This window comes from Luteimonas abyssi, from assembly GCF_001482195.1.
Classification (GTDB): Bacteria; Pseudomonadota; Gammaproteobacteria; order Xanthomonadales; family Xanthomonadaceae; genus Luteimonas; species Luteimonas abyssi.
The window spans coordinates 771,905-785,955 of the sequence record NZ_KQ759763.1 but is presented as its reverse complement, the minus strand read 5'-3'; the positions used below and the strand labels follow the sequence as shown (position 1 = coordinate 785,955).

The 14,051-nt window shown below is 70.6% G+C and carries 13 protein-coding genes; 10 read left to right on the top strand and 3 right to left on the bottom strand.

Annotation, left to right across the window (positions count from 1 at the left end):
• Positions 1-42 precede the first annotated feature (42 nt).
• A complete protein-coding gene (gene gap / locus RG19_RS03185; protein WP_058834003.1) occupies positions 43-1,044 on the bottom strand; it encodes a type I glyceraldehyde-3-phosphate dehydrogenase in 1,002 nt (333 codons plus the stop codon).
• Positions 1,045-1,260: 216 nt separating this feature from the next.
• On the opposite strand from gap, the gene RG19_RS03180 reads away from it, so the two are divergent.
• From RG19_RS03180 to RG19_RS03135, 10 genes are all read left to right on the top strand, one after another.
• A complete protein-coding gene (locus RG19_RS03180; RefSeq protein WP_058836380.1) occupies positions 1,261-1,884 on the top strand; it encodes an OmpW/AlkL family protein in 624 nt (207 codons plus the stop codon).
• 155 nt (positions 1,885-2,039) lie between these two features.
• Entirely contained in the window at positions 2,040-2,801 is a 762-nt protein-coding gene (locus tag RG19_RS03175) for a S1/P1 nuclease (RefSeq protein WP_238376672.1), read from the top strand.
• Positions 2,802-3,034: 233 nt separating this feature from the next.
• Entirely contained in the window at positions 3,035-3,652 is a 618-nt protein-coding gene (locus RG19_RS03170) for a molybdopterin-binding protein (protein WP_058834001.1), read from the top strand.
• Positions 3,649-4,476 (top strand): molybdate ABC transporter substrate-binding protein, encoded by an 828-nt coding sequence (gene modA / locus RG19_RS03165; protein ID WP_058834000.1) that lies wholly within the window; start codon positions 3,649-3,651, stop codon positions 4,474-4,476. The genes RG19_RS03170 and modA overlap by 4 nt, the downstream gene beginning before the upstream one ends.
• 9 nt (positions 4,477-4,485) lie before the next feature.
• Positions 4,486-5,169 carry a molybdate ABC transporter permease subunit gene (gene modB, locus RG19_RS03160; RefSeq protein ID WP_058833999.1) on the top strand — a complete coding sequence of 228 codons (684 nt, stop codon included), beginning with the start codon at positions 4,486-4,488 and terminating at the stop codon, positions 5,167-5,169.
• A 9-nt stretch (positions 5,170-5,178) separates the two neighbouring features.
• Positions 5,179-5,793 carry an ATP-binding cassette domain-containing protein gene (locus RG19_RS03155; RefSeq protein ID WP_058833998.1) on the top strand — a complete coding sequence of 205 codons (615 nt, stop codon included), beginning with the start codon at positions 5,179-5,181 and terminating at the stop codon, positions 5,791-5,793.
• 126 nt (positions 5,794-5,919) lie between these two features.
• Complete coding sequence (locus tag RG19_RS03150) at positions 5,920-6,183, top strand: PQ-loop domain-containing transporter (protein WP_058833997.1); 264 nt, start codon at positions 5,920-5,922, stop codon at positions 6,181-6,183.
• 46 nt (positions 6,184-6,229) lie between these two features.
• The gene (locus tag RG19_RS03145) at positions 6,230-8,206 is read left to right on the top strand and encodes an acetyl-CoA hydrolase/transferase C-terminal domain-containing protein (protein ID WP_058833996.1); all 1,977 of its coding nucleotides are present in this window, start codon (positions 6,230-6,232) and stop codon (positions 8,204-8,206) included.
• Between the two features lie 80 nt (positions 8,207-8,286).
• Positions 8,287-9,264 (top strand): L,D-transpeptidase family protein, encoded by a 978-nt coding sequence (locus RG19_RS03140; protein WP_058836379.1) that lies wholly within the window; start codon positions 8,287-8,289, stop codon positions 9,262-9,264.
• A gap of 3 nt (positions 9,265-9,267) precedes the next feature.
• Entirely contained in the window at positions 9,268-10,068 is an 801-nt protein-coding gene (locus RG19_RS03135; protein ID WP_058833995.1) for a M23 family metallopeptidase, read from the top strand.
• 75 nt (positions 10,069-10,143) lie between these two features.
• Here the strand turns inward: RG19_RS03135 and tkt are convergent, their stop codons facing one another.
• Both tkt and RG19_RS03125 read right to left on the bottom strand, forming a co-directional pair.
• A complete protein-coding gene (gene tkt, locus RG19_RS03130; protein ID WP_058833994.1) occupies positions 10,144-12,147 on the bottom strand; it encodes a transketolase in 2,004 nt (667 codons plus the stop codon).
• 511 nt (positions 12,148-12,658) lie between these two features.
• Positions 12,659-13,987 carry a dicarboxylate/amino acid:cation symporter gene (locus tag RG19_RS03125; protein WP_238376578.1) on the bottom strand — a complete coding sequence of 443 codons (1,329 nt, stop codon included), beginning with the start codon at positions 13,985-13,987 and terminating at the stop codon, positions 12,659-12,661.
• Positions 13,988-14,051 lie beyond the last annotated feature (64 nt).

Sequence of the window (14,051 nt, the reverse complement as noted above, 5' to 3'; positions counted from 1 at the left end):
CAAAGGCCCCGCCGGAGCGGGGCCCTGCCTGGATCGACCGGGTCAGGCGGCGACGACGCGCACCATCTCCAGGCACTTGTTGGAGTAGCCCCACTCGTTGTCGTACCAGCTCACCAGCTTGACGAAGGTGCCGTCGAGCTGGATGCCGGCCTCGGCATCGAACACCGAGGTGCAGGTCTCGCCGCGGAAATCGGTGGCGACCACCTTGTCCTCGGTATAGCCCAGCACGCCCTTGAGCGCGCCTTCGCTCTGCGCCTTCATTTCCGCGCAGATCGCCTCGTAGGTGGCGTCGTTCTCGAGCTCGACGGTCAGGTCGACCACCGACACGTCGGAGGTCGGCACGCGGAAGCTCATGCCGGTCAGCTTCTTGTTGAGCTCGGGGATCACCACGCCGACGGCCTTGGCCGCACCGGTGGACGACGGAATGATGTTCTCCAGGATCCCGCGGCCGCCGCGCCAGTCCTTGTTGGACGGTCCGTCCACGGTCTTCTGGGTCGCGGTGGCGGCGTGCACGGTGGTCATCAGGCCGCGCTTGATGCCCCACTTGTCGTGGACGACCTTGGCCAGCGGCGCCAGGCAGTTGGTGGTGCACGAGGCGTTGGAGATGATCGCCTCGCCCTGGTAGGTCTTGTCGTTGACGCCGAACACGAACATCGGCGTGTCGTCCTTCGACGGCGCCGACAGGATCACCTTCTTCGCACCGGCATCGATGTGCTTCTGCGCGGTGTCCTTGGTCAGGAACAGGCCGGTGGATTCGATGACCACCTCGGCGCCGACGGCGTCCCACTTCAGGTTGGCCGGGTCGCGTTCCTGGGTCAGGCGAATCTTCTTGCCGTTGACGATCAGGGTGTCGCCCTCGACCGACACCGTGCCCTTGAAGCGGCCGTGGACCGAATCGTACTGGAGCATGTAAGCCAGGTAGTCGGGCTCGAGCAGATCGTTGATCGCCACGATCTCGATGTCGTCGGCGAAATTCTGGACCGCCGAACGCAGCACGTTGCGACCGATGCGGCCGAAACCGTTGATGCCTACCTTGATTGCCATGGTGCGGGCTCCTCTCGGCCGCCTCGCGGCCAGGACGGGTGGATGCGGGATGGATTCGCGGGATGGATCGCGAGGGCGCCGATTCTACCAGCCTGCGCACGCGGGCCGCCTGCACGCCTTGATCGCGATCAAGGCGTGCGCCGCGGAAGCTGCGGAGACTGCCGGCAGTCCTTCACGAGGCACCACACGATGCATACGCCCCCTGCCCCGTCCCGTATCGCGCGCCGCGCCGCCCTTCTCGTCCTCTCCCTGGCCCTCGCAGCGCCCGTGCTGACTGCCCATGCGCAGGCCGCCGGCGACTGGACGCTGGCGATCGGCGCGCACCGGGTCGCCCCCGCCTCGGACAACGGCACCCTCGCCGGCGGCAGCCTGCCGCTGTCGATCGATGCGAGCGCGCGGCCGACCCTCGCCCTGGAATACTTCGTGCGCGACAACCTCGGCATCGAACTCCTCGCCGCGGCGCCGTTCCAGCACCACATCACGATCGACGGCCTCGGCCGCGTGGGCAGCACCCGTCACCTGCCGCCCACGCTCAGCCTGCAGTACCACTTCGGTCGCGGCGGCCGCGTCACGCCTCTGCTCGGCGCGGGCGTGAACTACACCGCGTTCTTCGGCGAGCGGACCGAGGGCGCACTCGCCGGCAGCGACCTGACGCTCGCCGAGTCCTGGGGGCTGGCCGCACACGCCGGCATCGACATCGCCCTCGGCGGCCGCGGTGCGCTGCGCATCGACGCGCGCTGGATGGACATCGACAGCCGCGTGCGCGTCGACGGCGCGGCGCTCGGCACCGCGCGCATCGACCCGTGGGTGTACGGCGCCGCCTGGGTGTGGACGTTCTGACCGGTCGGCCCGGGCGCCGTCCGGGCGCTCCGGCCGCGCTCGGACGGCGCCCGTTCGATCCGCGCCGCTAGAATGTGCGGATGACCGCGACTCTCCGTTCCGCCTCCCGCATCGCTGTGGCGACCGCCTGCCTGCTGCTTCTGTCCAGCCCGGCCATGGCCTGGGGCCCTCGCGGGCACCGTCTGGTCGCCGATCTCGCCGATGCGGGGCTGACGCCCCACGCGCGCGCCCAGGTCGACAGTCTGCTGGCCGGCGAGCGCGAGCCGACCCTGGCCGGCATCGCCAACTGGGCCGACCAACTGCGCGAGCACGACCCCGATCTCGGCCGCCGCAGCGCACGCTGGCACTACGTCAACATCGGCGAGTCCGGTTGCACCTACGAAGCCGCGCGCGACTGTCCCGGCGGCGACTGCGTGGTCGAGGCGATCCGCGCCCAGGCGGCGATCCTGGCCGATCCCGCAAGACCCGTCGCCGCACGGCGGCAGGCGCTGAAGTTCGTGGTCCATTTCGTCGGCGATATCCATCAGCCGATGCATGCCGGATACGGCCACGACCGTGGCGGCAACACCGTGCAGATCAACCAGCCCGACGGCACCCGCGACGGCTACGGCAGCAACCTCCACCGGCTGTGGGACAGCGGGCTGTTCCGCGACATGGACGAATCCGAGGCCGCGCAGCGCACCCGGCTGCTCGCCGAGGTCCCGACACCCGGGCCCGCCGTCACCGCCGCCGATGCCGCCCTCTGGGCCGAGGCCGCCTGCCGGATCGCGACGACCGATGGCGTCTACCCGCCACGTCCGCGCATCGATGCGCGCTACATCGCCACCTGGCGGCCTGTCGCCGAGCGGCAGATCGTGTTGGGTGGCGCGCATCTGGCCACGGTGCTCAACCAGGCGCTCGACCCGCAGGGCGAGTGACCACAGGCACGGCACGCACCGGTCTCGCGAGGCCGTGCCCTGTGCCCGCGACCGGGGTCGCGACCGACGCGCCGCATCGGCATGCCGGCCTGCCCGGCGCCTGCGACATCCACCAGCCGGAATCACCGGGCCCCACAGGCGGGCGCGCACCATGTGCGCAGGCACACCGATATATACGATTGGCAATATCGAACGCGTACACTGCGGCCGAACGCCCTGTCTGGAGTCGCACGATGGTCCCGCATCTCCTCCGCCTGTCGACGGTGCCGCTGGCGCTGCTGCTGGCCGCCTGCACGGCGGCGGGCCCGGCCCGCGAGCCTGCCCCGGACACCGGCTCGCCCCCCGGTACCTCCGCCGCCGCAACCGCATCCGCGGCGGTCCGGGCCACGCCCGACGCCCCGCAGCGCCGGCACGATCCGCGTCAGCGTGCGTCCTCGCCACCATCGCCGAGCGTGCCGTCGCCGGTGGCGGTCCGCTTCGACACGCAGACCCTGGCCGCACTCGACCGGCAACCGGTCACCGCCCAGGTCCATCGCACCACGCTGCAGTGCGAAGGCGTGCCCCTGTACGACCTGTTGCGCGCGAACGATGCGGTGCCCGAAGGCACGCTGCGCAGTCCGCATCTGGCCCGCTATGTGCTGGTGGACGCGCGCGACGGCTACCGGGTGGTGTTCTCGCTGGCCGAACTCGATCCCGGCACCGGCAACCGCCCGGTCTACGTGGCCGACCGCTGCGACGGCGAAGCGCTGAGTGCCGAAGACGGCCCGGTGCGCCTGCTGGCCCCCGGCGACGTGCGCGCCGCACGCAGCGTGCGGCAGGTCGAGGCGATCACCGTGGTGGTGGCGCCATGAGCCGGGCGACCTCCACGCCGTTCGCCCGGCTGCGGTCGCTGCTCGCCGCCGGCGCCCTGCTCGCCCTGCTGCTCGGCTGCGCGCCGCGCGAGGACGCCGGCACCGACGCGACCGCGGGCCGTTCATCGACACCGCTGAACGTGTTCGCCGCCGCCAGCCTCAAGGAGTCGATGGACGCCGCGGCCGAAGCCTTCCGGGCCGAGACCGGGCAGACCGTGCAGGTGTCGTACGCGGCCAGTTCCGCGCTCGCCCGGCAGATCGATCAGGGTGCGCCTGCCGACGCCTTCGTATCGGCCGACCTGGAATGGATGGACTGGCTGCAGGCGCGCGACCTGATCGACATCGCCAGCCGTCGCGACCTGCTCGGCAACACCCTGGTCCTGGTCGCGCCGGCCAGCGGCGACACCGCGCCGGTCGAACTGACGCCCGGCGTCGACCTGGAGGCCCGCCTGCAGGGTGGTCGCCTGGCCCTGGCCCTGACCGAGAGCGTGCCGGCCGGCAAGTACGCCAAGGCGTCGCTGGAGGCGCTGGGGCTCTGGACGTCGGTCGCGCCGCACGTCGCCGAAGCCGACAACGTCCGCGCCACGTTGATGCTGGTCGCGCGCGGCGAAGCGCCGCTGGGGGCCGTCTACGGCAGCGACGCACAGGCCGAGCCGGCCGTACGCGTGGTCGGCACCTTTCCCGAAGGCAGCCACGACCCGATCGTCTATCCGATCGCACGGCTGGCGCGCAGCGCCCATCCGGGCACCGAGGCCTTCCTGGCGTGGCTGGGCACCGAGCCGGCGCAGGCGATCTTCGTCGAACGCGGCTTCACCCTGCGCTAGGCCGAGGCGATGCTGACCCCGGACGAGTGGCATGTCGTCGCGCTGAGCCTGCGCATCGCGCTGGCCGCGTCACTGGCGAGCCTGCCGTTCGCGGTGGCGATCGGCTGGCTGCTGGCGCGGCGCCGCTTTCCCGGCAAGGCCTTGCTCGATGCGTTGGTGCACCTACCGCTGGTGTTGCCGCCGGTGGTGATCGGTTACCTGCTGCTGGTGGGTTTCGGCAACCAGGGGCCGTTCGGCCGGGCGCTGGCATCGGTGGGGATCGAGTTCGCCTTCCGCTGGACCGGCGCCGCGCTCGCCTGCGCGATCATGGGCTTCCCGCTGATGGTGCGCGCGATCAGACTGTCGATCGAACACGTGGACCGCCGCCTCGAGCAGGCGGCGGCCACCCTCGGCGCTTCGCCGTGGCGGGTGTTCTGCACGGTGACCCTGCCGCTGGCGTGGCCGGGACTGGTGGCCGGCACCGTGCTCGGCTTCGCCAAGGCGCTGGGCGAGTTCGGCGCCACGATCACCTTCGTTTCGGCCATCCCCGGCGAAACCCGCACGATCGCCTCGGCCATGTACGGACTGATGCAGGTGCCCGGCGGCGAGGCCGGCATCTGGCGGCTCGCAGCCGTCTCGCTGGCACTGTCGCTGGGTGCGCTGCTGCTCTCGGAATGGCTGGTGCGGCGCCAGCGCGGCGAGAGCCCGGACTGAGGCCGCCGCATGCTGAAGATCGACATCGAACTCGTCCGCGGCGATTTCCGACGCCGGGTCTGCATCGAGGAGACCGCGCGCGTCATCGCGCTCGCCGGCGCCTCCGGGGCCGGCAAGACCTCGGTGCTCAACGCCATCGCGGGCCTGTCGAGGCCGACGTCCGGGCGGATCGAGATCGATGGCCGCGTGCTGTTCGATGCGCAGACCCGGATCGACCTGCCCGCACACCGGCGCGACATCGGGTACGTGTTCCAGGACGCGCGTCTGTTCCCGCATCTGGACGTGCGCAGCAACCTGCTCTACGGCCGCCGCGATCGCGCCGTGCCGCGGTTCGCGTTCGATCCGGTCGTGGACCTGCTGGGCATCGCCCCACTGCTGGAACGGCGCACCGCGAACCTGTCAGGCGGCGAGGCGCAGCGGGTCGCGATCGGCCGCGCCCTGCTTTCGCAGCCCACACTGCTCCTGCTGGACGAGCCGCTGTCGGCGCTCGACCAGGACCGCCGCGAAGAACTCATTCCCTATCTGCAACGGGTCCGCGACGAGACCCGCCTGCCGATGCTCTACGTCAGCCACACGCTCGACGACGTGCGCCGTATCGCCGACGCGGTGCACCGCCTGGACTGACGGAACCGCGACGCCGCCCGGGCGCCCTTCTCGCGCTCTCCACACCACGCCGTGGATAACGCCGGCCATGCGTATGCACACTTCGCCCGGCACGCTCGCAGCCCGCCCGTCGCCAGGCGGATCCCCATGAGCGGCGAGGACTGGATCGGCTGGGCCGCCACCGCGGTGCTGATGGCGACCCTGATCCGCCAGATCCACACCCAGTGGCGCGCCGAAACCACGGAGTCGGTCTCGATCTGGCTGTTCCTGGGCCAGATGGCGGCATCGGTGCTCTTCATCGTCTACAGCGCGCTGCTCGACAACCTCGTCTTCGTGGTGACCAACGCGCTGATCCTGTGCACGGCCGTCGTCGGCCAGATCCTCACGGTCGTCAAGAAGCGCCGCCGCTGACACCCCGCAGCACGCGCTTCGCCACGCGAGCCGGTACGCTGGCCGCATGACCGACTTCCTCGACGATCTCGACGCGGCCGCGGCGGCCATCCTCGACCGCGTCCAGGGCCCGCTGCATCTCGGCGCCCCGCTCGGCCTCGGCAAGCCGCACCGCCTGCTCAACGCGCTCTATGCCCGCGTCGCACGCGACCCGACGCGGCCGATGACCCTCTACACCGCGCTGTCGCTGGATCCGCCGCAGCCGGGCGACGGTCTGCAGGGCCGCTTCCTGCGCCCGTTCCTGGAACGCCACTTCGGCCCCGATTTCCCGCGGCTGGCCTATGTCGACGCGATGCGCCGCGACGCCCTCCCCGCGCATATCGAGGTGGAGGAGTTCTACATGCAGTCCGGCGCCCTGCTCGGTTCGCGCCAGGCGCAACGCCGCTACGCCAGCCTCAATTACACCCACGTGCCCGCGGCGCTGGCCGACCGCGGCGTGAACGTCGTGGTGCAGAAGGTCGCCGCCGGCGAGGACGGTCGGCGCCTGTCGCTGTCGTGCAATACCGATCTCACCCTGGACACCGTCGATGCGCTGGCCGCGGCCGGACGGCCACGGCCGCTGCTGGTGGCCGAGATCGACCCGGAACTGCCATGGCTGGGCGGCAGCGCGTCCGTGGACACCGCGTTCTTCGATCTGGTGATCGCCCCGCCGCCGCCCTACCCGAAACTGTTCGGCCTACCGCGGCAGCCGGTCTCGGATGCCGACTACGCGATCGGCTTCCGTGCGAGTGCGCTGGTGCGCGACGGCGGCACCCTGCAGATCGGCATCGGCGCGCTGGCCGACGCGCTGTGCCATGCGCTGGTGCTGCGGCACACCGACAACGCCGCCTACCGCCGCGTTCTCGATGCGCTCGATCCCGGACTCGCCACACATCCGGCAGTCGCGACCCACGGCGGCCTCGACCCGTTCGAACGTGGCCTGTTCGGCTGCAGCGAGATGATCAACGAGGGGTTCCGCCGCCTGGTGCAGACCGGCGTGGTGCGCCGTCGCGTGGTGGACAAGCTGCCGCTGATGCAGCGGCTGGACGGCGACGACGCCAGCGAGCTCGACCGCGAGCTCGCCGGTCGCGACGGCGAATTCCTCCACGGCGCCTTCTATCTCGGCTCGCCCGAGTTCTACCAGTGGCTGCGCGATCTCGACGACGACACCCGCCGCGGCATCGGCATGAAACGGGTCCTCGAGGTCAACGCGCTGGCGGACGACGACGCCGGCCTGCAGCGCCTGCAACGCCGCGACGGCCGCTTCTTCAACACCTGCATGATGGCCACCGCGCTGGGCGCGGCGACGTCGGACGGTCTGGAGGACGGCCGCGTGGTCTCGGGCGTCGGCGGTCAGTACAACTTCGTCGCGATGGCGCATGCGCTCGACGACGGCCGCTCGGTGTTGCTGCTGCGCGCCGCACGCGACAAGGCCGGCACGAATGTGTCCAACATCCTCTGGCATTACGGCCACACCACCATCCCGCGGCATCTGCGCGATCTCTACGTGACCGAGTACGGCATCGCCGATATCCGCGGGCTGACCGACGAGGACTGCGCGATCGCCATGACCGGGCTGGCCGACGCGCGCCATCAGACCGGCCTGCTCGACGCCGCGCGCGAGGCGCGCAAGCTCCGCGAGGATTTCGCGCCGCCGGCGCAATGGAGCCGGAACTCGCCCGACTGGCTGCGCCGGACACTGTCGCCGCTGCGCGCGGATGGCACGCTGCCCGACTATCCGCTAGGCAGCGATTTCACACCCGTCGAGCAACGCCTCGCCCGTGCGCTGGCCTGGCTGTCCGGCGCGACCGCTTCGCGCGCCGGCAAATTGCGCACCGTGCTGGGAGCCGTACGTCACGACGGGAGCGACGACGAGGACGCCATGCAACGGATGGGCCTGCTACGCGCGACAGGTGCGAAAGCCTGGCTCGAGCGCCGCCTGCTGGCTTTCGCGCTGGCCCGCACTGCGACGCCATCGGCAGCCGACGCCGGGTCGCATCGCTGAACGAAGCGCGGAGCGCATTCACGTGCGCCATGCAGCGCGCGCGCCATGGTGCGCTCGACTCCCTGCAACGGGCTGCCGCCATGCCTCTTCGTGTTCCGACCCTCGCCCTGTTCGCGCTGCTGATCCCGCTCGCCGCTCCGGTTCTGGCGCAATCGCCCGCGAGCGCGCCGGCGGAGGTCGAACGCGCGGGTTCGTTGCAGGAACGTCAATCGCCCGAAGAAACCGGACGCCTGTTGCGCGCCCAGGTGCTGTTGGCCCGGGCGCGGTTCTCGCCCGGTGAAATCGACGGCGTGGAAGGTTCCAATCAGGCCCGTGCGCTGCGCGGCTTCCAGGCCGCCCGCGACCTGCCCGAGACCGGCGAACTCGATGCCGACACCTGGAAGGCGCTCAACGCCGACGACGCGCCCGTGCTCGTCGAGCATGCGCTCACCGACGAGGATCTCGGCGGCCCTTACGTGGATGTCCCCGACGGCATGATGGCCAAGTCCGAGCTCGACCGTCTCGGTTATGCGTCGGCCTGGGAGGCGCTGGGCGAGCGCTTCCACGCGAGCCCAGATCTGCTGCGTTTCCTCAATCCCCGCGTGGAGCCGCGCGCCGGCAACCGGATGCGCGTGCCCAACGTGCGCGACCTGCCGCCGCTGGGCACCGCCGCGCGCGTGGTGGTGTCCGAATCCGCCGCGACGCTGACGCTGTTCGACGCGCAGGACCGGCTGATGGCGCAATTCCCGGTGACCTCGGGCAGCGAGCACGACCCGCTTCCGATCGGCGAGTGGCGCATCGAGGCGGTGGTGCACGACCCCACCTACCACTACAACCCGGAGCTCTTCCACAGCGCCCCGGCCTCCGACCGCAAGGCGACCCTGCAGCCCGGCCCCAACAACCCGGTCGGCCCGATCTGGATCGACCTGTCCAAGCCGCACTACGGTATCCACGGCACACCCGAGCCCCGTGATGTCGGCAAGACCGCGTCCAATGGCTGCGTCCGCCTGACCAATTGGGACGCGCTGATCGTGGCCGAGGCGGTCGAGGTCGGCACGCCGGTGATCATGAGGCAGTAAGCGATGCGCGCGACGACTGCGGTCGCGGTGCTGCTCGGCGCGTCGCTCGCCGCTTGGTTGTGGCTCGCGCGACCAGTGCAGGTCGCACCCGCCGCCGCTGCGCAGGCACGCCACGATGCGACGGCGGCCGTTCCGGTTCCGACCGCCGTCGACGCGAAGGCCACCGCCGGCTCCCTGGCGGCGGCGGGGTCACCGGCATCCAATGGACCCGCGACGTCTGAACCGTCCGCGCACGGCGGTGCGCCGTACCCGTCCGATGCCGTCCCCGACCGTCACAGGCGAACGCGCACCGTCGGCACCGATACATCGGCTCGTCCCGAGGCGCAGGCGGTCGACGCAGCCGAGCCGGGGCATGACGACGGCCGTGCGCTGCGCGTCCCCGTCGAAGGGGTTGCGCGCGATGCGTTGTGGGACACCTTCGAGGATGCCCGCAGCGAGGGACGCCAGCACGACGCCATCGACATCATGGCGCCGGCCGGGACCCCGGTCGTCGCCGTGGCGGACGGGCACATCGAAAAACTCTTCGACAGCGAACGCGGCGGCCTGACGGTCTACCAGTTCGAACCGTCGGGGCGCTTCGCCTACTACTACGCGCATCTCCAGGCATACGCGCCCGGGCTCGCCGAGGGCCAGCGCGTGCGCCGCGGCGACCCGATCGGCTACGTGGGCAGCACCGGCAATGCCGATCCCGCCGCACCGCACCTGCATTTCGCGATCTTCCGGCTCGGTCCCGAGCGGAACTGGTGGGAGGGCGACGCGATCAACCCCTTTCCCCCGCTGCGCGACGGACGGATGCCGGACTGAGCGACCTGCGGACGCGTGCCCACCCTTGCGTCCGCGACGGACGCAAGGATGGCGCACCGTGGCACGCAGGCGCGATCAGGCTTGCGCGCGCACCGCGTCGGCCACCGCCTGCGCGGTGAAGCCGAAGTGCTTGAACAGCACCCCCGCCGGCGCCGAGGCACCGAAGCGGTCCATCGCGACCACGGCGCCGTCGAGGCCGACGTACTTGCGCCAGAAGTCGCCGACGCCGGCCTCGACGGCCACGCGGCGGCGCACATCGTTCGGCAGCACCGACGCACGGTAGGCGGCGTCCTGGCGGTCGAACACATTGGTGGACGGCATCGAAACCACGCGGGTGGCGATGCCGTCGGCCTCCAGCAACGCCTTGGCCTCGACCGCCAGCCCGACCTCGGAGCCGGTCGCGATCAGGATCGCCTGCGGGGTGCCGCCATCGGCTTCGGCCAGTACGTAGCCACCGCGCGAAATCGCGGCCAACTGGTCGGCGTCGCGCGGCTGATGCGGGAGGTTCTGGCGGCTGAAGATCAGGCAGGACGGGCCGTCGTGACGTTCGATGGCGAACTTCCAGGCCACCGCGGACTCCACGGCATCGCACGGACGCCAGACATCGTTGTCCGGGATGTAGCGCAGGCTGGCCACGTGCTCCACCGGCTGGTGGGTCGGACCATCCTCGCCCAGGCCGATCGAGTCGTGGGTGTAGACGTGGATCGCGTGCGCACCCATCAACGCGCTCATGCGCACCGCGTTGCGGGCATAGTCGGAGAACACCAGGAACGTCGCGTCGTACGGGATGAACCCGCCGTGCAGGGCCAGGCCATTGCTGATCGCGGTCATCGCGAACTCGCGCACGCCGTAATAGACGTAGTTGGCGTCGGGGTCGTCGCCCGCGGCGTCCTTGCTGCCGCTCCACAGCGTCAGATTGGAGCCGGCCAGGTCGGCCGAACCGCCGATGAGTTCGGGCAGGTGCGGCGCGAAGGCCTCGATGGCCATCTGCGAGGCCTTGCGCGAGGCGATGGTCGGGCCGTCGTCCTGCAGCGTGCGGATGTAGGCATCGGCCGCCGCCGCGAAGCCTTCGGGCAGGGCTCCGGCCGTGCGGCGCTGGAACTCGGCCGCCAGATCCGGATGCGCCTGGGCGTAGGCATCGAACAGCGCGTCCCACTGCGCCTCGCGCGCATCGCCGGCATCGCCCTTGCGCCAGCCGGCGTAGACCGCCTCGGGCACCTCGAACGCACCGTGTTCCCAGCCCAGCGCCTTGCGGGTGGCGGCGATCTCGTCGCCACCCAGCGGTGCGCCGTGCGACGCCTCCTTGCCCTGTTTGCCCGGCGAGCCGAAACCGATCGTGGTGCGGCAGCAGATCAGGGTCGGCTGCGCATCGGCCGACAGTGCGTCCTCGATGGCGGCCTTGATCGCGGCGGCATCGTGGCCGTCGACGTCGCGGATCACACGCCAGCCGTAGGCCTCGAAACGTTTCGGGGTGTCGTCGGTGAACCAGCCCTCGACCTCGCCGTCGATGGAAATGCCGTTGTCGTCCCAGAACGCCACCAGCTTGCCCAGTTTCAGCGTGCCCGCCAGCGATGCGGCTTCGTGCGAGATGCCTTCCATCAGGCAGCCGTCGCCCATGAACACCCAGGTCCGGTGATCGACGACGGTGTACCCGGGGCGATTGAAGCGCTGGGCCTGCAGCTTCTCGGCGAGCGCGAAGCCGACGGCGTTGGCGAACCCCTGGCCGAGCGGGCCGGTGGTGGTCTCCACGCCGTCGGTGACGAAATTCTCGGGGTGGCCCGGGGTGCGGTGGCCGAGCTGGCGGAAGTTCTTCAGCTCCTCGATCGGCAAGTCGTAGCCCGCAAGGTGCAGCAGGGCGTACTGCAGCATCGAGCCGTGGCCGTTGGAGAGCAGGAAGCGGTCACGGTTGGCCCACTTCGGATTGTTGGGGTTGTGCGCGAGGAAGTCGTTCCAGAGCACCTCGGCGATGTCGGCCATGCCCATCGGCATGCCCGGATGACCGGACTTGGCGGCCTCGACCGCATCGGCAGCAAGGAAACGGATGGCGTTGGCGAGATCGCGACGGGTCGGCTGGGTCATGGGCTTCGGCGGGAGCGGAGACGAGCCCGCAATTGTCCCACGACCGCGCCGGCGCTGCCCGCGGGAGGGCTGGCGCGGTCGTCGGACCGAGCGGCCGCAGCACCTGCAGGCGGGCCTCGACCGGGGCGAAGAGATCGCATGCCCCCGGTCGAAGCGAAGCGGGGCGCCGGCTTCGAACGGCGTGCCGCCGCAGCCGGGGCGTCGCCTCGCCATTTCGCTGGCACGGAATCTTCTTTGTTCCGAGCCACCCGAAGCGTCGCCCAAGACGTCCAGGTGAGCCGCGTGCCGGCGGTCGGGTGTCGCGTCGAGCGCGCCATGGATGGCGCGCGCCCGAGTCAGGGCAGGATGCCCTGACCGAGGGAGGAGCGACGCTCGGCCGATGGCGCGCGGCGTCCAAACCAGGCGACGGGAGCGATCCGCCCACACCCTCGAGACACCCGCACTGTCAGGACGCGCGCGCCTCTCGTCGGCCACGCGAATGCCGTCGAAGGAACCCTTCTTTACGGTGCGCTCAGGCCCGCTGCGGCGCCGGGTCCACCGTCACCACGCGGACGGGCTCCTCGTCGTCGGGCTCGCTGCGCGCGATCACCACCGAACCGACCATGTCGCCACCGATGTTCACCGTGGTCCGGCACATGTCGAGCAGGCGGTCCACGCCCAGGATGATGCCGATGCCTTCGGGCGGAATTCCGAACATCACCAGGATCGTCGCGATCACCGGCAGCGACCCGCCCGGCACGCTGGCCGCGCCGATGCCGCCCATGATGCACATCACCAGGATCATCACCTGTTGCACCAGCGTCAGTTCGACGCCGAACAACTGCGCCAGGAACAGTACGGTCACGCCCTCGTAGAGCGCCGTGCCGTTCATGTTCACGGTCGAACCCAGCGTGCACACGAAGCGTGCGACGCGCCGCGGCACGCCCAGGTTCTCCTCGGCGACCTTCAATGAAGTCGGCAGCGTCGCCGCGCTCGACGACGTCGAAAACGCCGTCAGCAACGCCGGCTGCGCCTTGCGGAAGATCTCGAGCGGCGATCGCCGTCCGATCGCGGCGATCGCGACCGAATACGTTCCGAAGAAATGCAGGCCCATGGCCACGATCGCGGTGAGCACGAACCACATCAGCTGCACCATCAGATCAAGGCCCATCCGCGCCGTCAGCGTGAACAGCAGCGCGGCCACCGCGTACGGCGCCAGGCGGATCACCCAGTCGATCAGCTTCAGGCTGATGTCGTACACACCCTGCACCGCACCCACGAAGTTGCGCGTGCCCGCAGTGTTGAGGACCGTGGCGGCGATGCCGAACATGAGCGAGAAGAACATCACCGCGATCAGGTCGGTCTGCGCCGCGGCCGCGATCGGGTTGCGCGGCACCATGTTGAGCAGCATCTCGACGAAACCAATCGGCATGTCGCCGGTCGGCAGCGCCGTGCCCGACGCGGCCACATCGGCCATGACCCGGTCGCGCAGGGCGTCCGGAATGCCCGCACCGGGTTGCATCAGGTTGGTGACCACCATGCCGATGATCACCGCGATGAACGTGCTGCCGAACACCCAGACCAGGGTCTTGCTGCCCAGTCGACCCAGCGAACGCGGGTCGCCGATCTCGACCACGCCCAGGATCAGCGCCGAAAACACCAACGGCACCACCAGCATGAACAGCAGGCGCAGGAACAACTGCCCGATCGGGTCGGTCACGTACTCGATGATGGCCGCCAGCCAGGCCGCCTCGCCGATGAGGATGTTCGCCGCCAGGCCGAGGCCTGCACCGACCAGGAAACCGATCAGCATGCGGGTGTGCAACGGCATGCCGCGTTCGGCGGGAGGAGCTGACGTCATGGGGCGGCTCGGGGCGGGACAGCGCGCAAGCTTAACAAAGCCCTGCCCCGGCGCCGCACGGGCC

Excerpts from the sequence above, each read along its gene's own strand:
- gap (WP_058834003.1), bottom strand. The coding sequence starts at position 1,044 with ATGGCAATCAAGGTAGGCATCAACGGTTTCGGCCGCATCGGTCGCAAC.
- RG19_RS03175 (WP_238376672.1), top strand. The coding sequence starts at position 2,040 with ATGGCCTGGGGCCCTCGCGGGCACCGTCTGGTCGCCGATCTCGCCGAT.
- RG19_RS03170 (WP_058834001.1), top strand. The coding sequence starts at position 3,035 with ATGGTCCCGCATCTCCTCCGCCTGTCGACGGTGCCGCTGGCGCTGCTG.
- modA (WP_058834000.1), top strand. The coding sequence starts at position 3,649 with ATGAGCCGGGCGACCTCCACGCCGTTCGCCCGGCTGCGGTCGCTGCTC.
- modB (WP_058833999.1), top strand. The coding sequence starts at position 4,486 with ATGCTGACCCCGGACGAGTGGCATGTCGTCGCGCTGAGCCTGCGCATC.
- RG19_RS03155 (WP_058833998.1), top strand. The coding sequence starts at position 5,179 with ATGCTGAAGATCGACATCGAACTCGTCCGCGGCGATTTCCGACGCCGG.
- RG19_RS03150 (WP_058833997.1), top strand. The coding sequence starts at position 5,920 with ATGAGCGGCGAGGACTGGATCGGCTGGGCCGCCACCGCGGTGCTGATG.
- RG19_RS03145 (WP_058833996.1), top strand. The coding sequence starts at position 6,230 with ATGACCGACTTCCTCGACGATCTCGACGCGGCCGCGGCGGCCATCCTC.
- RG19_RS03140 (WP_058836379.1), top strand. The coding sequence starts at position 8,287 with ATGCCTCTTCGTGTTCCGACCCTCGCCCTGTTCGCGCTGCTGATCCCG.
- RG19_RS03135 (WP_058833995.1), top strand. The coding sequence starts at position 9,268 with ATGCGCGCGACGACTGCGGTCGCGGTGCTGCTCGGCGCGTCGCTCGCC.
- tkt (WP_058833994.1), bottom strand. The coding sequence starts at position 12,147 with ATGACCCAGCCGACCCGTCGCGATCTCGCCAACGCCATCCGTTTCCTT.
- RG19_RS03125 (WP_238376578.1), bottom strand. The coding sequence starts at position 13,987 with ATGACGTCAGCTCCTCCCGCCGAACGCGGCATGCCGTTGCACACCCGC.